This window comes from Vicinamibacterales bacterium, assembly GCA_041659285.1.
Classification (GTDB): Bacteria; Acidobacteriota; Vicinamibacteria; order Vicinamibacterales; family UBA2999; genus 12-FULL-67-14b.
The window spans coordinates 385,061-402,523 of record JBAZYO010000003.1; the positions used below are offsets into that span (position 1 = coordinate 385,061).

The 17,463-nt window shown below is 68.2% G+C and carries 16 protein-coding genes; 7 read left to right on the top strand and 9 right to left on the bottom strand.

The window, feature by feature from the left end:
• The first annotated feature begins 99 nt into the window (after nucleotides 1-99).
• The 3 genes from boxC to WC815_06595 all read left to right on the top strand — a co-directional run bounded on the left by boxC (nucleotide 100) and on the right by WC815_06595 (nucleotide 4,251).
• Nucleotides 100-1,758 (top strand): 2,3-epoxybenzoyl-CoA dihydrolase, encoded by a 1,659-nt coding sequence (gene boxC / locus WC815_06585; protein ID MFA5908422.1) that lies wholly within the window; start codon nucleotides 100-102, stop codon nucleotides 1,756-1,758.
• A gap of 81 nt (nucleotides 1,759-1,839) precedes the next feature.
• The gene (gene boxB / locus WC815_06590) at nucleotides 1,840-3,267 is read left to right on the top strand and encodes a benzoyl-CoA 2,3-epoxidase subunit BoxB (GenBank protein MFA5908423.1); all 1,428 of its coding nucleotides are present in this window, start codon (nucleotides 1,840-1,842) and stop codon (nucleotides 3,265-3,267) included.
• Between the two features lie 135 nt (nucleotides 3,268-3,402).
• Complete coding sequence (locus WC815_06595; GenBank protein ID MFA5908424.1) at nucleotides 3,403-4,251, top strand: 3-hydroxyacyl-CoA dehydrogenase NAD-binding domain-containing protein; 849 nt, start codon at nucleotides 3,403-3,405, stop codon at nucleotides 4,249-4,251.
• On the opposite strand, the gene WC815_06600 is transcribed toward WC815_06595, so the two are convergent.
• From WC815_06600 to WC815_06635, 8 genes are all read right to left on the bottom strand, one after another.
• Entirely contained in the window at nucleotides 4,245-4,679 is a 435-nt protein-coding gene (locus WC815_06600; GenBank protein MFA5908425.1) for a hypothetical protein, read from the bottom strand. The genes WC815_06595 and WC815_06600 overlap by 7 nt on opposite strands.
• A gap of 13 nt (nucleotides 4,680-4,692) precedes the next feature.
• A complete protein-coding gene (locus tag WC815_06605; protein MFA5908426.1) occupies nucleotides 4,693-5,544 on the bottom strand; it encodes a DUF5777 family beta-barrel protein in 852 nt (283 codons plus the stop codon).
• Between the two features lie 8 nt (nucleotides 5,545-5,552).
• Nucleotides 5,553-6,011 carry a hypothetical protein gene (locus tag WC815_06610; GenBank protein ID MFA5908427.1) on the bottom strand — a complete coding sequence of 153 codons (459 nt, stop codon included), beginning with the start codon at nucleotides 6,009-6,011 and terminating at the stop codon, nucleotides 5,553-5,555.
• 23 nt (nucleotides 6,012-6,034) lie between these two features.
• Nucleotides 6,035-6,433 (bottom strand): cupredoxin domain-containing protein, encoded by a 399-nt coding sequence (locus WC815_06615; protein ID MFA5908428.1) that lies wholly within the window; start codon nucleotides 6,431-6,433, stop codon nucleotides 6,035-6,037.
• 133 nt (nucleotides 6,434-6,566) lie between these two features.
• A complete protein-coding gene (locus WC815_06620; GenBank protein ID MFA5908429.1) occupies nucleotides 6,567-7,931 on the bottom strand; it encodes a sigma-54 dependent transcriptional regulator in 1,365 nt (454 codons plus the stop codon).
• 30 nt (nucleotides 7,932-7,961) lie between these two features.
• Nucleotides 7,962-9,704, bottom strand: coding sequence for an ATP-binding protein (locus WC815_06625; protein MFA5908430.1), 1,743 nt, complete (start codon nucleotides 9,702-9,704; stop codon nucleotides 7,962-7,964).
• Nucleotides 9,704-10,318 carry a carboxypeptidase regulatory-like domain-containing protein gene (locus WC815_06630; GenBank protein MFA5908431.1) on the bottom strand — a complete coding sequence of 205 codons (615 nt, stop codon included), beginning with the start codon at nucleotides 10,316-10,318 and terminating at the stop codon, nucleotides 9,704-9,706. Before WC815_06630 ends, WC815_06625 begins: the two co-directional genes overlap by 1 nt.
• A 179-nt stretch (nucleotides 10,319-10,497) precedes the next feature.
• Nucleotides 10,498-11,667: a hypothetical protein gene (locus WC815_06635; GenBank protein ID MFA5908432.1), complete on the bottom strand. Its 1,170-nt coding sequence runs from the start codon at nucleotides 11,665-11,667 to the stop codon at nucleotides 10,498-10,500.
• A gap of 101 nt (nucleotides 11,668-11,768) precedes the next feature.
• Between WC815_06635 and WC815_06640 the strand changes: the two genes are divergently transcribed.
• Entirely contained in the window at nucleotides 11,769-12,491 is a 723-nt protein-coding gene (locus tag WC815_06640; protein MFA5908433.1) for a hypothetical protein, read from the top strand.
• 11 nt (nucleotides 12,492-12,502) lie between these two features.
• Here the strand turns inward: WC815_06640 and WC815_06645 are convergent, their stop codons facing one another.
• Entirely contained in the window at nucleotides 12,503-14,653 is a 2,151-nt protein-coding gene (locus WC815_06645) for a protein kinase (GenBank protein ID MFA5908434.1), read from the bottom strand.
• 73 nt (nucleotides 14,654-14,726) lie between these two features.
• Here WC815_06645 and WC815_06650 point away from each other — a divergent pair, with 73 nt between their 5' ends.
• The 3 genes from WC815_06650 to WC815_06660 all read left to right on the top strand — a co-directional run bounded on the left by WC815_06650 (nucleotide 14,727) and on the right by WC815_06660 (nucleotide 17,440).
• On the top strand, nucleotides 14,727-15,491 hold the full coding sequence (locus WC815_06650; GenBank protein MFA5908435.1) for a helix-turn-helix domain-containing protein: 765 nt from the start codon (nucleotides 14,727-14,729) through the stop codon (nucleotides 15,489-15,491).
• A gap of 44 nt (nucleotides 15,492-15,535) precedes the next feature.
• Nucleotides 15,536-15,796 (top strand): ferredoxin family protein, encoded by a 261-nt coding sequence (locus WC815_06655; GenBank protein ID MFA5908436.1) that lies wholly within the window; start codon nucleotides 15,536-15,538, stop codon nucleotides 15,794-15,796.
• 132 nt (nucleotides 15,797-15,928) lie between these two features.
• On the top strand, nucleotides 15,929-17,440 hold the full coding sequence (locus tag WC815_06660) for an aspartyl protease family protein (protein ID MFA5908437.1): 1,512 nt from the start codon (nucleotides 15,929-15,931) through the stop codon (nucleotides 17,438-17,440).
• Nucleotides 17,441-17,463 lie beyond the last annotated feature (23 nt).

Sequence of the window (17,463 nt, forward strand, 5' to 3'; positions counted from 1 at the left end):
ACCAGGCGGCAGGGCCGCCGCCGCCCGCCCAGGTCGAACCGATCGAGCTTCCGTTTTTCCGATTTGAACGAGCGTTTAAGGACGTAGTAAACTGCCCTGGTGGAACACACCGTGACGGCCCCGTCTGTGACCTTTGAGACCTCTCCCGCGCAATACCAGCACTGGAAGCTGACCGTGGACGGCAATGTCGCGACGCTCGCCATGGATGTGAACGAAGACCGCGGCATGCGGCCCAACGATTACAAGCTCAAGCTCAATTCGTACGACCTCGGCGTCGACATCGAGTTGGCCGACGTGCTCCAGCGGCTGCGCTTCGAACACCCCGAGGTCCACGCGGTTGTGCTCACCAGCCTCAAGCCGCGCATCTTCTGCGCCGGCGCCAACATCTTCATGCTCGGCACCTCGAGCCACGCCTTCAAGGTGAACTTCTGCAAGTTCACCAACGAGACGCGGCTGGGCATGGAAGACATGAGCGCCCACAGCGGCATCAAGTTCATGGCCGCCGTGAACGGCATTTGCGCCGGCGGCGGCTACGAGCTGGCGCTGGCCTGCGATGAGATCCTGCTCGTGGACGACGGCAGCGCGTCGGTGGGGCTGCCGGAAACCCCGCTCCTGGGCGTGCTGCCCGGCACCGGCGGGCTGACCCGCGTCGTTGACAAGCGCAAGGTGCGGCGCGACCTCGCCGACGACTTCAGCACGCTGGTCGAAGGCGTGCGCGGCAAGCGCGCCGTGGAAGGCCGCTTTGTCGACGCGGTGTATCCCACCAGCAAGTTCCAGGAGGCCGTCGCCAGGCGCGCGAACGAGCTGGCGGCGCAATCCGACCGGCCGCAGGCGGGCCCCGGCGTCACGCTCGGCCCGCTCAACCCGTCGATCGACGGCGACACTATCCAGTACAAGTATGTGAAGGTGGTGATCGATCGCGCCAAGCGGCGGTGCGCGCTGACCATCGCCGCGCCGGACTCGCCCCAGCCCGCCACGCCGGATGAATTCCTGGCCGCCGGCGATCAGTCGTGGGCCATCCGCGCGTTCCGCGAACTGGACGACGCGCTGCTGCGGCTGCGGCTCAACGAGCCGGAGATCGGGACCGTGGTGCTGCGCGCCACGGGCGACCCGAAGGCGGTGCTCGCGGTGGACGCCTCGCTCGACGCCCACAAGTCCCACTGGCTCGTGCGCGAGATCGTCAGCCTGATTCGCCGCACGCTGAAGCGCGTGGACCTGACCTCGCGCAGCTTCTTCGCGCTGATCGAGCCGGGCAACGCGTTTGCCGGCACGCTCTTCGAGCTCGCGCTCGCCGCCGATCGCGTCTACATGCTCGACCATCCCGACGAGCCGAACTCCATCGCACTGTCGGTGATGAACGGCGGCGCCTATCCGATGAGCAACGGCATCACGCGCCTGCAGGTGCGGTTCCTTGGCGAGCCCGACTCCGTGGGCACGGCGCTCTCGCACGACGGCCCGTTCGACGCGCAGGAAGCGCTGGCGGCCGGTCTCGTGTTCTCGGCCCCCGACGACATCGACTGGGACGACGAGGTGCGCATGGCGCTCGAGGCACGGGCGGCGTTCTCGCCCGACGCGCTGACCGGCATGGAGGCCAACCTGCGCTTCGCCGGACCGGAAACGATGGAGACCAAGATCTTCGGGCGCCTCACCGCCTGGCAGAACTGGATTTTCCAGCGGCCCAACGCGGTGGGTGAGCGCGGCGCGCTGATGACCTACGGCCGCGAAGGCCGGCCGACTTTCGACTTCAAGCGGACGTAGGCCGCAGATGACGCCGAAGGCCAGGGCCGCAGATTACGCAGATTTCGCAGATTACGCAGATCTAGTCACGAGGGCGCGTCCATGATTTCCGCCGAACGCATTCCCAATAACGTCAACCTGTCCGACAACAAGCGGCTGCTGCGCGCGCTCGAGCACTGGCAGCCGGCCTACCTCGATTGGTGGCGCGACATGGGGCCGCCCGGGTTCCAGGACAGCCACCAGGTCTACCTCCGCACCGCCGTCAGCGTCGACGCCGCGGGCTGGGCGCACTTCGACTACGTCAAGCTGCCCGAATACCGCTGGGGCATCTTCCTGGCCGAGCCGACGCACGATCGCCGCATTGGCTTTGGCGACTTCAAGGGCCAGCCGGTCTGGCAGGAAGTGCCGGGCGAGTTCCGCAACCAGCTCCGCCGGCTGATCGTCATCCAGGGCGACACTGAGCCCGCGAGCGTGGAGCAGCAGCGGTCGCTCGGCGCGCACTGCCCGAGCCTCTACGACCTGCGCAACCTGTTCCAGGTGAACGTCGAGGAAGGCCGTCACCTCTGGGCGATGGTCTACCTGCTGCACTCGCACTTCGGCCGCGACGGCCGCGAGGAAGCGGAAGCGCTGCTCGAGCGCCGCAGCGGCAACGACGACACCCCGCGCATGCTCGAGGCATTCAACGAGCCGATCGACACCTGGCTCGACTTCTTCGCCTTCACGATGTTCACCGATCGCGACGGCAAGTCGCAGCTGCTGTCGCTGTCGGAAAGCTCGCTGGATCCGCTGTCGCGCACCACGCGCTTCATGCTGACCGAAGAGGCGCACCACATGTTCGTCGGCGAGACCGGCATCGCCCGCATCCTCGAGCGCACCTGCCAGTTGCTGCGCGAGTCCGGCTTCTCCGGCGACGTCCGCCGGGCCGGCGGCATCGACCTGCCGCTCATCCAGAAGTTCGTCAACTTCTGGTTCAGCCAGAGCCTCGACCTGCACGGCAGCGAAGTGTCGAGCAACGCCGCCGCCTATTTCTCGAACGGCCTCAAGGGCCGCGCCGAAGAAGACAAGTTCGACGACGACCACGTGCTGGCGGCCAACATGTACGTGCTCGACATGATGGACGACAGCGGCCGCATCATCCGCGAGGAGGTGCCGATGCGCAACGCGCTGAACGAGGTGCTGCGCGACTGGTACGTCGGCGACTGCCAGGCCGGCGTCGATCGCTGGAACAAGCGCGTGCTCGAGGCGCACGGCATGTCGGACCGCATCGTGCTGCCGTCGCGCAAGTTCCACCGCAAGGTGGGTGTCTATGCCGGCAAGCACTTCGACCCCTACGGCAACCCGCTGACCACCGAAGAGTGGGAGCGCAAGAAGTACGAGTGGCTGCCCTCGCCCGAGGACAAGCAGTTCCTCCACAGCATCCAGGCCACCCCGGTCTACAAGCCGGGCCAGTTCGCCAACTACATCGCGCCGCCGCAGCGTGGCATCAACCGGCAGCCGATCGACTTCGAGTACGTTCGGACGGAGGCCTGATCACGAACGGGCCACAGAGGCACAGAGATCCTTCTGCGAAAGGCCTGTCGGACCGAAGCATGGACGCAAACAAGATCTCGTATCGAACTTTCGACGGCATAGCCACCATCACCGAGAAGCGAAAGCCGGACTGCGATGGACGTTAAGACGGTTGCGGTTCTCGGCGCCGGGACGATGGGCCACGGCATTGCGCATGCGGCGATGGCCGCCGGCTACGCCACGGCGCTCTACGATGTCTCGCCGGCGCAGTTGGACAAGGGCAAGGCCGCGATCGACGCCGTGATCCAGAAGGGCGTCGAGTTGGGCAAGGTCACGGCTGATGAGGCGGCGTCAATGCGCGCGCGCCTCCGGTCGTGCACCGTCGTCGCTGACGCCGTGCGCGACGCCGACATCGTGATCGAGGCGGCGCCGGAGAAGATCGACCTCAAGCTGGCGCTCTTCCGCGAGGTGGAAGCGGCGGCGCCGGCCCACGCCGTGCTGGCCTCGAACACCTCGGCGCTCAGCATCACCGAGATGGCCGCGGTGCTGGCCAACCCCGGCCGCATGGGCGGCATGCACTTCTTCAACCCCGTGCATCGCATGAAGCTGATCGAAGTGGTGAAGGCGCTCGAGACCACGCCCGAGACGATCGCGGTGATGGAAGCGGTGTCGGCGAAGATGGGGAAGGAGACGGTGCTGGTCAGGGAGTCACCGGGCTTCGTCACCTCGCGCATCAACGCGATGATCGGCAACGAAGCGTTCTACATGCTGCAGGAAGGCGTGGCCAGCGCGCGCGACATCGACAAGGCGCTGAAGCTCGGGTTGAACCACCCGATGGGGCCGTTCGAACTGGTGGACCTGGTGGGGCTCGACACCCGCCTGAGCATCCTGCAGTACCTGCACCGGACGCTCGGCGAGAAGTTCCGCCCCTGCCCCCTGCTCGAGCAGCACGTCCGCGACGGACGGCTGGGCCGCAAGGCCGGCAAGGGCGTTTACGACTACTGAATGATGATCGTGCCCTTCAGGCCCGCGTTGTCGGGCAGGTTGTGGTCGTGAAACCCGCAGCTCCGGGCGGTGTTGAAGTTGCCCGAGGTCCGCTGCTGTCCCGCCGTCAGGAACCCGATCTGGTTGATCTCGACGCACTGCGTATGTTCAGGGTGCGGGTTGGACGACATGTCATGGGCGCGGCTGTCGTTGTTCACGATGGTGACGCGGCCGCCGCGCGCAATCGTCACGCTGGCCGGGCTCACGGCGCCGTTCGCGCCGATAGTGATGGTGGCCGTATCGCTCGGCGTACCGGTAGTTGGTGTGGTCGGCGTCGGGGTGGTGGCGGTCGGGGTGGTGGGGGTCGACGAACTGCCACCACCGCAAGCTGCCACTGAGGCGGCGACCAACACGGCCACGCCCACTCCGGCCCAGATCGACTGCTTCATACTGCGTGAACTCCTAGTAGAACTTCCGCGACAGATTGAATCCAATATACCAGTCATCGTGTGAACTGCCGCCCCGTGCGACGTTGGCCAGCGTCGTTCCAACCCCGTTCGAGAAGTTGATCTGGAACAGGTGTCCGCCCGCTTGCTGCTCGATGCCGAACGACACCAGGGTGGCTCCGGGATCGTGGCCGGCCACCCGTGGCGTGGCCTCCAACACCAGGTACGTCGACTTGCGCACGCGTACGCGCGCTCCCAGGCCGACCATGGTGGTGTCGTTGTCGTCAACCAACTCGGCCGGCTGCGGATTGGAGTTGTTGACCCAGGCCGGCTGCACGTACAGCGCCGCGCGGTCACCAATCTCGCGTGAAATCACGGCGGCGATTCCCGGCGAGTAACTGTCGCGGAAGTTGTCGGTCCCTTCGGCGGTGGCGAGGACGCTGACGCCCACGGGAAAGTTCCTCTGCGATTTGAGTTCGTACTGACCGAAGAACTGGATCGTGCGATCGGAAGTGCGGTAGATGCCAATCTGTCCGCCTCGCACCAGGCCGTAGCGGACTTCCAGGCCGATCAGCGCGCCTGAGTCGAACCCGAAGAAATCATCGACCAGATCCGACAGGTCGCCCTGGCCGAGCGGACGGGCGAATCGATGCGTCATCCGGAATGCCATCTTGTGGCGCGGCAGCCGCAAGTTGGTCGCCAGCGTCGCGAGGCCGAAGTCGGGCTGCGCCTTGTTGGGATCCTGGTCCGGATCGTCTTCCTGGGCGCCGGCCGCCGGGGGTGTCCCCGGAGGCGTCTGGGCCAGGGCCGGCGCGGCGGCCACCATGGCAAATCCCAACCACAGCATGAACAGTCGAAGGATTCTCACAGCGTCTCCTAGTCGTTCTTCGCGCCGAGCTGAATCCAGCGGCGAATGATACTGATCTGTCCGGACGTCAGGTACGGTCCGTTGCTCCGGGGCATGCGCACGCCGGCGATGTCCGGCGCGCCCTCCAGTTTCTTGAGCAGGTAGCTGCCCTCCGGATCGCCCGGTACCACCAGTATCGCACCGGCCTTCGTGCGGCTGGCCTGTCCGACGAGCGATTGGTGGGCCTGCCCCTCGACGAGGTTGAGGCCTCCGCTCGGCGTGCGGCCAACGGAGGTGTGGCATTGCGTACAGGGCAGGCGGCCGCTGCCGTCGCTGGCGCTGAAGATCTCACGCTGGATGCTCGAGAGCGTGGGTTGCAGGTTCGGTGTCGGCCCGGCGACGTCCCGCAGGGGTTCGTCGCAGGCAATCGAAGGTGCGAGGCCGATGGTGAGGACGGCAAACAGCGCGATGTGCCGGTACGGAATCATGGATGGATGGCCTTCTCCTGGGTTTATTTTCGCGTCGTGACTACGAGCAGGCCCTGCATGTCGTCGTGGCCTTTGCCGCAGTATTCGGAACAGAGGATGGGGAACTCGCCAGGGGCCAAGGCGAAGAAGTCGATTGTCACGGCGGTGCCGCCGCGCGGGACGGTCTTTTCGACCTTGAACTTCTTGATCGCGACTCCGTGGACGCCGTCGGCCGAGGTTACGACCAGCCGGATGTGCTCGCCTTCGGTCACCTCGATGCGGGCCGGCTCGAACGCGAACTTCTTCGCCACCACTTCGATGATCCGTGGCGCAGAAGCCGCGGCGGGGTCCTGTTGGGCCGGTGGCATCACTGCCATACCCAACAGGAGCGCCGTCCCCGCCGCGGCAACTGAATCTGCAATAAATGTCGTGAGGGCGGTCACCTGACTTGACCTATAGCAAGGCTGATGCCGACTCGGCGGCGGGGCGCTTCATAGGGCCATGCTGGGTCTCAGCGGCCAAAACGTGGTCCGGGGCCGTCGTGCGGCGTAAGCGCTTACGGTCGACGTAAGGCGCTCAGCCTTCGAGGCGATGCTTCGCCAGGTAGTGGCTGAGGGCGCGCTGGCTGATGCCCATCAGCTCGGCGGCGTCCTTCTTGACCCCTCGCGCCTGCTCCAGGGCCCGCCGCATGGTTTCCCGTTCCGCCCACTCGAGATTCTGGTGGAGCTTGAGGGACGGGACCGCCGCCGTCGCCGGTGTCGCGGTGGCGCTCATCAGCCACACCGATTGGCTCGTCAGCCGGGTGCTGGTGGCGAGGACGACGGCGCGCTCGATGGTGTTCTCCAGTTCGCGCACGTTGCCCGGCCAGCCGTAGCCGGCGAGCTCCGCCATCGCCTTCTCGTCCACACCTTCGATCTTCTTCCCGGTCCGTTCGGCAAACCGCCGCACGAAGTGGTCAACGAGGAGGGGAATGTCCTCCGGCCGTTCCCGCAACGGGGGCATCTCGATCGGGATCACGTTCAGCCGATAGAACAAGTCCTCGAGGAACCGTCCCTCCGACACCAGCTGGCGGAGGTCGCGATTGGTGGCGGCGATCACGCGGACGTCCACCCGCTGCGTGCGCTCGGCGCCGAGCGGCTCGAACTCGCGGTCCTGCAGGACGCGCAACAGCTTGGCCTGGACCGACAGCGTGATGGTGCCGATCTCGTCGAGGAAGATGGTGCCGCCTTCGGCCAGCGCGAAGCGGCCCTTCTTGGTGAAGGTGGCGCCGGTGAAGGCGCCGCGAACGTGCCCGAACAGCTCCGACTCCAGCAGCGTCTCGGGGATGGCCGCGCAGTTGACCTTGATCATCGGCATGTTGCGCTGCGCGCTGCGGGCGTGAATGGCGCGCGCGACCAGCTCCTTGCCGGTGCCGGTCTCGCCGGTGACGAGCACGGTGCTCTTGGATTCGGCGACCATCTCGGCGCGGGTGATGACGTCGCGAATCGGCCGGCTGCGCCCGATGATCCCGTAGTGATCGAACTCCGCGTCGCGCTCGCTGAGCAGGTAGCGCAGGCCGGTGCGGGCGCGCTGATCCTCGAGGGCGCGGCGGGTCAGCACCAGCAGCTCGTCCACGTCGAAGGGCTTCTGCAGGTAGTCGCGGGCGCCCAGTTTCATGGCTTCGACCGCGCTTTCGATGCTGCCGTGCGCGGTCATCATCACGATGGCCGGGCGCTCGGCCTCCGGCGTGGACGCCGCCAGCTCGCGGATTACGTCGAGGCCGGTGCGGTCCGGCATCAGGAAGTCGATGATCAGCAGGTCGAACGCGCGCTCGCTCAGGCAGCGCGCGGCCTCGCGCGCATTCGACGCCGTGGTCACTTCGTAACCCTCGTCCCGCAGGGCGCGGCCGAGGGTCTTGAGGATCTTTGCTTCGTCGTCGGCGAGGAGGATGCTGCCGGCCATGTCTGTTGTATAGCCTACCGCGTCCGCGCGTCAGCCTTCACTTCGTGCCGGGGCGTCGCCGAGTTCGACCCGAAACTCGGTGCCCTCGCCGGCCCGGGTCGCGACGGTGATGGCGCCGCCGAGGCCGTCAACGATGTTCTTGGCGATGGCCAGGCCGAGGCCGGTGCCGGCGCGCCGTGTCGTGAAGTACGGGTCGAAGATGCGGGGCAGGTCCTCGTCGGCGATGCCCTTGCCGTTGTCACGGATGGTGATGGCGATGCGGCGGTCGCCGGTGGCGCGCGTGAGCAGCCCGACGGCGGCGCCCGGCGTGTCTTCCACGGCATGCTGGGCATTGGCCAGGAGGTTGATCAGCACGGTGCGGAGGCGTTCACCGTCGGTGACCAGTTCCGGCAAGCCGGCGCCGAGCTCGAGGGCGACCGGCTGGCCCTGGCCGGCGGCGACGGCGGCCGCCGCGTCGCGGCAGACCCGGTTGACGTCGGTGGGCGCCGGGTCGAAGCGGATCGGCCGCGCCACGTCGAGCACATCGTTGACCAGCCGGTTGAGGCGGTCGATCTCGCCGTCGATGTCGGTCGCCGCATCGCGCACGTCGGCGGCCGTGGCGCCGTCACGCGCGAGCGTGCGCAGCGCGCCCTTGATGATCATCAGCGGATTGCGGACCTCGTGGGCGATGACGGTGGAGAGCCGGCCGAGCGACGACAGCCGCTCGCGCTGACCGGCCTCGCGCTGGAACCGGACGATCGAGTCCGTCAGCAGGTTGAACGTCGTCGCCAGCATGTGCGCATCGTCGTCATCCCAGCCGCCCTGCCGCCGGGTGGGGATCTTGCGGGTGAGGTCGCCGGTCGCCGCGATCTGGCGCATGTGATCGGTGATGGTGGCGAGCGGTCGGGAAATGGTGCGCGCCACGCCGTAGCTGACGACAATGGCGAGCAGCGTGGCGCCCAGGGCGATGCCGGCGAGGGCGGCCTGGATGGCGCCGAGCGACCGCAGGCGCTCGCTGCGCGAGCGCAGCACGATGGCCGCGGGGTCCCGCGGCGCGCCGCCGGGGCCCAGCGGCTGCGTGAGCGCCACGTACTCCTCGGTGCCGATCACGATGCGCCCGGGGTGCGACCCCGCCAGCAGGGCCGCCAGGGCCTCGCGCGATGCCGGCCCCAGGGTCGAGGCGCGGACCGCGCCGCCCATGGCGAACGCGATGTCGGCGCCGGTCAGCGCCTTGAACTGGGCCGCGCGCCGGTCGTCGAGCAGGTAGCCGATGCTCAGCACCCCGAGCACCTCCGGGCGTTCGAGGCCGAGCGTGACCGGCACGCTGACCACTTCCAGGACGCCACTCGGATGTTGCCAGAACGCCGGCGTCACCTTGCCTTCGAGGGCCAGCTTGAGATCGGCCGCCGACGCCGAGGCGGGCTGCGTGGCCGGTTCGCCGGCCAGGCCGAGCAGCTCGCCGTGGGGACCGCTGACCATCAACAGGTCGGCGCCGGCCTGCAGCCGGTAGTCGGCGGCGATCGGTTGCAGCGTCGGCCGGTCGCCAATTTCGACCACGGCCTTGAACTTGGGAAGGTCGGCGATCAGCCGCGCGGTGCGGCTGACATTCTCGAACTGCGTGCGCCGTTGCTCGTCCACCAGCGTCGCCGCCTCGGTGAGGTCGCGCTGCAGCTCGGCTTCCGTCTGGCTGGTCATGCGCGCGCTGACGAAATAGACCGCGGCGCCGATCGACAGCATGGCCAGCAGCGCGCTGGCCAGGAAGATGCGATTGGTGATCGAGCCCAGCACGCGCATCACGGCACCACCAGATCGGCCTCGGCCCATCCGGAGGCCGGCACCACGACCGAGCGCGTGAGGCGCGGCTCGCCCTCGTACCACCCGACCACCGAGTAGGTGCCGGCGGGTACCGCGGGCAGGACGTAGCGGCCGTCATCTTCGGTCACGTCGAAGAAGGGGTGATTGAAGACCAGCACGAACGCGTTCATGTGCGAGTGGATGTCGCAGAAGACGCGGACCACGCCGGGGCGGTCCATGCGGACCGCCTTGGACTTGCCCGCGGCGTAGCGGCCCAGGTCGAAGCGCCGCGCCCGCGACAACGAAAAGACGTTGTGGTACGTGCGATCGTTGTTGGGAAAGTCCACGAGGGTGCCGACCATCACGGCCAGGACGTGGGGCACGAAGCGCTCGTTGCGCTGGTCCATCACCGCCCGGCCCGGCTCGCGCTCGTCAAACGCCGCGCGCGGCGCCGACTCCAGGTAGACGACTCCGCGGCGCAGGTCGGCGACATCACGCGGCCCCGGCGCGCCCGGAGAGGCGACGTCGGGCCGCCGCTCGGCGGGCCGTGCCAGGCGCCGGATGTCGAGGCGGCCGCGGATGCCGGTGCCGGCGGGCGAGGCTTGCGCCGGCATAGGACTCGGGGCTGCGCCCCTCGTTGGGCTCGCGCCCACGGCGCTCGTGGGGTGGGTGGGGAAAAGGAGGAGCACCCCCAGGAGCGCTGAAGGCGCGACCCCCAGGAGGCCGCGAAAGCGGCCGACCCCTACGAGGGCCGCAGGCCCGAGCCCCACGCGCGGCCGAAGGTCGCGCGCCCTCAGAACCAATAGAGCACCTGCGCGGCGACCAGGTCATCGTGGCGGACGCGGCCGCCGTCCCGGCGGTTTCGCTGCCACGCGCCCTTGAGCATGATGTTGCGCGTCACCGAGTAGCCGGCGCCGGCCTCGAGGCGCCAGGTGTCGGCATCCCAGGTATTGCGAAGGCGCGACCCGAGGATCTCGCTGTAGTCGATGCGGTCACCGCGGGCCGCCAGGTAGAACCCCGGCATCACCTTGTAGCGGCCTTCGACCAGCACCGACGTGGCGACCAGCGCATCGCCGATGGCCGGCGTGGTCACGCGCGGCATGTCCCACGTCGAGCGAATGACCTCGCCGCGAACCAGGACGCGCCCGGCGGAATACTCGGCATCACCGCCGAAGGCCACTTGCCGCGCATGAGGCACGTCCGCGGCGCTGGGCACTTCCGTTTCGAGGGTTCGACTGAGCCACGCGCCCCTCGACGCGGAGGCGCCGAGCACCATCGACGCGTGCGGGCGCGCGACCAGCCGGCCCGCCAGTTGCCGGCCACTGTTGTTGTCACGCACCCGCGGATCCGACAGCGAGCCCGTGCTCACGGCGCCGGTCCACTCGAACAGGCTGAACACGCCGTGGGCCTGCACCCCCGTGTCCCAGCGGCTGGTGTTGACCATTGGCAGGCCGGGACCGGCCGCGGCGTTGCCGACCGGGAAGTTCGAGAGCCAGCCGCGCCCCCGCATCCGCAGCAGGTCGTCGCTGTTGGACGGCAACGCGTCGGGCCGGATCGAGGCGAGGTACTGATACGCCAGCGGCTGGCCGATCAGGATGTTGCCGCTGCCGTAGGCGCTCCTCGTCATGGCGCCGAAGGTCGGCGGGATGCGCCCGGCCTGCAGATCGAAGCGCCGCCGTGGCCACGGCCGCACCCGCACGAACAGCCCATATGCTTCGAAGAGATGGCCCTGATCGAGCCGGACCTCGCCGAGCACTTGCACGTAGTCGTTCGCGCGCAGCTCGGCCGACACGCCCAGCCGGAAGTTGCGGAGCGCGCTGAATTCGTAACTCGTGTAGTTGTAGAAGCCGGGATCGTCCGGTGCAAACGTCCCGGTGATTTCCGCGCCGATCACGACGCGCCCGCCCGCGATCGAGAGCGGTTGCTCGGGCAGCAGTTGCGCCGCCGCTGGCTCCGCAAACACGATCGCGATCAGACCGGCGCCGACGCCCACGAGGCCCCGGGCCCGCAAGCCCCAAGCCCCAAGCCTCAAGCCTCTCAACACCCCGAAAGTATAATGCCCGGGTGTGGTTCGCCCTGTTGATCCCGCTGCTGGCCGCCCTGGCTGAGACGACGGACCGACAGACCCGCACCGTGCCGCTGCCCGAGGGGCGCGCGATCGCCATCGAAGCGACGGTGGGCTCCGTGCGCATCGACGGCTGGGACAAACCCGAGGCTGAAATCACCATCGAACGGCGGGTCCCCACGCCCGCGCATCAGGCACGATTGCCGATCGAGATTGACGACGGGCCGTCACGCCTGGTGATCCGAGCCGTGCAGGCCGACGGTGGGACCGACCCGTCGCTGCGCGTGGACATCGTGCTGCGCGTGCCCCGTGCGGCGTTGATCGACATGGTGCGGGTGATGGAAGGCCGCATCGCGATCAACAGCTTCCGCGGCAGCCTCACCGCCGATCTGCGCCGGGGCCCCATCGACGCCACCGACGTATCGGGCACGCTCCGGCTCGACACCGGCATTGGGCCGATCACAATCACCGCCGCCCGGCTGTTGCCCGGAGGGCTGTTGCGGGCCCGCGCCTTCAACGGCGCGGTGCGCCTGCGGCTCAGCGAACGCCCGGCCGATGCGCGGATCATGGCGCTCGCGCTGAACGGCACCATCACGTCGGCCATCCCGCTGACGATGAAAGACACGTGGGGCCCGCGGTGGGGCGAGGCGACGCTCGGGAAGGGTGAGCCGGTGATTTCGCTCGATGTCGTCACCGGCACGATCGACATCCGCAGCCCGTAGGCGGCGGGAGGCTACCGGCGATTCAGCCGGCGCTGGGCCTCGGCGTAGCGCGCCGAGCCTTGCGGCACCTTCGCATACGTCTCCTTGGCCTTGACCGGGTCGTTCAGCCGGCGTTCGTAGATCTCGCCGAGGCGGAACCACACGTCCATCGGATTGTCGGGGAAGTGCGCGGCCAGGTCCTCGAGCACGTGCGCGGCATCCTGGTGCCGGTTCATGCCGCCGAGCATCGCGGCCAGCCGGTTGCGCGCCGCCATCGACTGCGGCGTATCCGGAAACTGCTCGATCACGGTTCGCAGCGTCACCATGACCGCCGGCACCTCGATCTTGATGACCGGATCGATCTCGCGCAGATCCTTCCGCTCGGTCTCGATCCGCAACTTCGTCTGCAGCGCCAGGTTGGCTTGCGGGGTTCCGGGAAAGTCGCGCGCGACTTCCGCGAGCAGCTCGCGCGACTGGATCTGCGCGCGAGGCTGGCGCTGGCGGCTGAGCATTTGCGATCGGCGCAGCTTGCTGTCGGCGGCCCGCCGGTCCCCGGCGAAGCGGCTCTCGAACTCCACCAACGCCGCCATCGCATCGTCGAGGCGGCCGGTCTTCTCGTGGAGCTCCGCCGCCAGCAGCGAGGCCTCGGCGCCGGCGCGTGAGCCGGGATAGTCCACGATGATCTGCTTGAGGTCGGCGAGCGCCTGGTCGTTCAGGTTGTTGGCGGCCTTGGCGCGGGCCACTTCCAGCCGCTGCATGGCCTCGGCGTCGCGAGAGGCGGCCGGCGCGGGTGCCGTGGCCGCCGTCGCCGGCTTGGCCGCCGGTTTGGCGGTTGATGCCGCGGGACCGGCCGGCTTCGCCGCAGTCCCACTGGCCGGAGCCGGCGCCTTGGCGGAGGGATCAGGCGCCGCGGCCGCTGGCGTTGCCGGTGGCGGAGCGGCGGGTGTGCCCGCCGCGGACGAGGCATCGGGCGCCGGTGCGGCCGCTTGCTGCGTAGTTTCGGTCGCGACGCCGCTGCGGCTGGCGAAATACGCGCCGAGGCCGGCGGCAATGGCCGCGATGATGACCACGCCCATGCCGGCGCCGAAGACCCAGGGCTTGCTCACGCCCGACTGCAACGCCGCCGGCGGGACCGATGCGGAGGCCGGGGCCATGCCGGCGGCGGATGGGATCACCGGCGGCGCGCCGGATCCCGAGGCGACTTGCGTCGTCCCCGACGGGAGCACGACGGTCGGCGCATCCGGATTGCTCGACGCGACGGCCGCCGACACCGTGATCTGCCGCGAGCCGGAATCGCGGCGCAGCCGCTTGAGATCGGCGCCGAGGTCGGCGGCGGTCTGGTAGCGCAGCGACCGGTCCTTTTCGAGCGCCTTTGAGACAATGCGATCGAGCTCGCCGGGCACCGAGGCGTTGAGCGTGCTTGGCGGCGCCGGGTCGCGATTGAGGATGCCGTCGAACACCACCGCGGTGGTGTGGCCGGGGAAGCTCTGCTTCCCGGTGGCCATCTCGTACAGCACGACGCCGAACGAGAAGAGGTCGGTCCGCGGATCCACGTCATCACCGCGCGCCTGTTCCGGCGACATGTAGGCGATGGTGCCGACCGTGGTGCCGGCAACGCTCGTGAAGTGTTCGGGCACGCGCGTTTCGTTGGCGGCGTCGAGGCGCCGCGCCGAGCGGCGATATTCGGGCGACAGCTTGGCGAGGCCGAAGTCGAGCACCTTCACCGAGCCCCGCCGCGTGATGAAGATGTTGGCCGGCTTCACGTCGCGGTGCAGGATGCCTTCGGTGTGCGCCGCGTCGAGCGCGTCGGCGACCTGCGTGGCGATGTCGAGCATCAGCCGCAGGTCGAGCGGCTTGCCCGACAGGCGGTGATCGAGCGGCTCGCCGTCCAGCAGCTCCATGACGAGATAGAGCTGGCCTTCGTGTTCGTCGAAGCCGTAGATCGTGCAGATGTTCGGGTGGTTCAGCGATGAGGCGGTGCGCGCCTCTCGCTTGAAGCGCTCGATGGCCTCTTCGTTGTCGCTGCTTGCGGCCGGCAGCACCTTGAGCGCCACCTGGCGGCCAAGCTTGAGGTCCTGTGCGCGGTACACGACGCCCATGCCACCAGCGCCAAGCTGGTCCACGATGCGGTAGTGCCCGAGGGTCTGGCCAATCAGGGAATTCGGCACGATGCGGACGTTCATCGTATGCCTGTAACGCCTTGACAGGGAAGGGGGTGAGCGGTACAGTCAATTATCTGAAACGTCGTTCCGCATAGTGGAATCAACTCCAGAGCCATCCCCTCGGTCGGCCGGCGCCCTCACCTCCATCGACAAGGCGCTCGAAGTCTGCGAAGTGTTGAGCGGCGTGCCGCGCGGCATGAACCTCTCGGACCTCGCTCGTGCCCTCCGCCAGCCCGCATCCACCGTGCATCGCCTGCTTGGCGTCCTGAAGCGTCGCGGCTACGTGCGCCAGGATGACGAGACCCAGCGCTACGGGCTCACGCTGAAAATGCTCGACCTGAGCTTTCGGTCGCTCGGACAGTCGGAACTGCGGCTGCACGCCTACCCGATCATGCGGGAGTACGTGCTGCGCACGCCGTATCGCGGGTTCATCGCCATTCCCGCCAGCGGGGAAGTGACGTACGTGTGGAGCACGGGCCCGGACGAAGTGGCCATGCGCACCGTGTACGGCAAAGAGATGCCGGGGCACTGCGCCATCTACTTTTCACCGCGGCAGGCGACGCGCCGGCTCAGTTGCCTGCGGCTCGCGGCATCCGCCGAACTGACCCGGCCCGAAGCGACGGTCGTGCGCATGGGACCGCCGCCGATGGAGCCCGACGCCCTGCAGCGGCTGTTCTGCACCTGCGCGCCGGTGAGGGACTACACCGGACATGAAGTCGCCCGCGTGGGCGTTTTCGGCCACGGCGCCGACGACCGGCCCATTCTGACCGAACACCACCGCGGCGCCTGGGACCTGGCGCGCCGCATCTCGATGCGACTCGGCCACGTGCCCCCCAGCGCGCTGGAGAGCACCGCGTAGTTCTCAACTCTTAACTCAGCACTCTTCACCTACAAGGATCAGAAATGGCTTACATCATCACGGAACCCTGCATCGGCACGAAGGACTCGGCCTGCGTTGACGTGTGTCCGGTGGACTGCATCCACCCGCGCAAGGACGAGGGCGATTTCGAGGCCGAGACCCAGCTCTACATTCACCCCGACGAGTGCATCGATTGCGGCGCGTGCGTCCCGGCCTGCCCAGTCGAGGCGATTTTCGCCCTGGACGAGGTGCCGGAAAAGTGGAAGACCTACATCGAGATCAACGCCAAGCACTTCCAGAAATAAAGGGCGGCCCGGCCGGGATTTGCATTTAGAATCGGGCTCTGACTCCCCGGTTGCGCCCCCGGGGTGAGCATCTTGTGATCTCGTGATTTTGCCGCGTCGCCTGCCGACAAGCGATGCTGTGGAAGAGGGTCTATGCCGATTCGACCTCGCATGGCGTGGGTGGCCGCGGCGGTGCTCGCGGCGCTGGTTTCGGGTGTTCAGGGGCGCGCGCCCGGAGACGATGCCGTACTCCAGTTTCAGCTGGGCACGCTGCTGTTCGAAGAGACGCGCTATCGTGAGGCGCTCGAGGCGTTCCGCAAGGCGGTGGGCGCCGACAGCAAGTCGATCGCCCTGCAGGCGCGGATCGGCGTGGTCAAGTCCTCGCTGCGGCTCGGCGAGTTTCTCGACGCGCAGAAAGAAGCGCAAACCCTCAAGCAGCAGGCGCCCACCGACCCCGAGGTCCTGACCGTCCACGCCGACGCGATGTGGTCGGCCGGCCTCTTCGACGAGGCGCACGAGGAATTCAAGGACGCGCTGGCGCTGTCCCCGGAACTGTCGCGCGGCCATCACGGCCTGGCCCGGGCGCTGGCCTCGCAGAACAAGCTGGACGAAGCGCTCAACGAAGCGCAGGCCGCCCTCAGGCTGGCGCCCCGCGACGAAGAAGTGCATCACACCGTCGGCGCCATCTTCGAGCGCATGCGGCGCTACGAGCAGGCGGCGGCCGCCTACGGCAACTACGTCAACCTGCTCCCCAACAAGGATCGCAGCGACAAGGCGTCGTGGTCGCGATCGCAGATTCGCTTCCTGCGCTCGTTCGGCGAGCGCGAACCCATCGCCATGGACGAGACCGCGGCCGCGGGCCTGCACACCGTGGACTTCCGGATCGTGGACGAAAAGGTGATCGTCAAGGCCAAGGTCAACGGCGGACGCCTGCAGGACTTCGTGCTCGACACCGGCTCCGAACTGACGACCATTTCCCGCCAGACCGCCTCCAGCGGCGGCGTGCGTCCCATCACCTACACGCTGAGCGCCGGCGTCGGCGAAGTGGGCCTGCGCGGCCTGCAGCTGGGCCGGCTCGATACGCTGGAGATCGGCACGCTCAAGCTGAGCAACGTGCCCGCGCTGATCAAGGCGCCGGCGCTGCGCGGCATTCCCAAGCGGGAGACCGAGAGTTTCTCGCCGCTCGGCCTCGGGCTGTCGACGACCATCGACTACGCGACCCACAAGCTGTCGCTGGGCCGCCACCTGCCCGACGAACGGTCGGAGTTCACGCTGCCCATGCGCCACCATCGCCTGTCGATGGTGCGCGGCATGATCAACCAGACCCGCCCCACCTACTTCGTGGTGGACACCGGCGGCGAGGTGATTTCCATCAGCACGGCGACTGCCGACGAGATCAACCAGGCGATGCCGCGCAAGATTGCGCTGCGCGTGTATGGCACGTCGGGGTGGGACCGCGAGGCGTTCCTGATGCCGGGCGTGAACCTGAAGTTCCAGGACATCGCCTTCAATAACTTTGCGGTGGTGGTGCTGAACCTGCGGGCGCCGAGCGTGCTGCTCGGCTTCCAGGTGGGCGGCATCGTCGGCCACAAGTTCCTCAGCCCGTATCGCGTCTCGCTCGATCTGGACCGGAGCGAGCTGCGCATGACCAAGGCGATGAACTAACCGGCTCTCGTCGGGCACCCCTT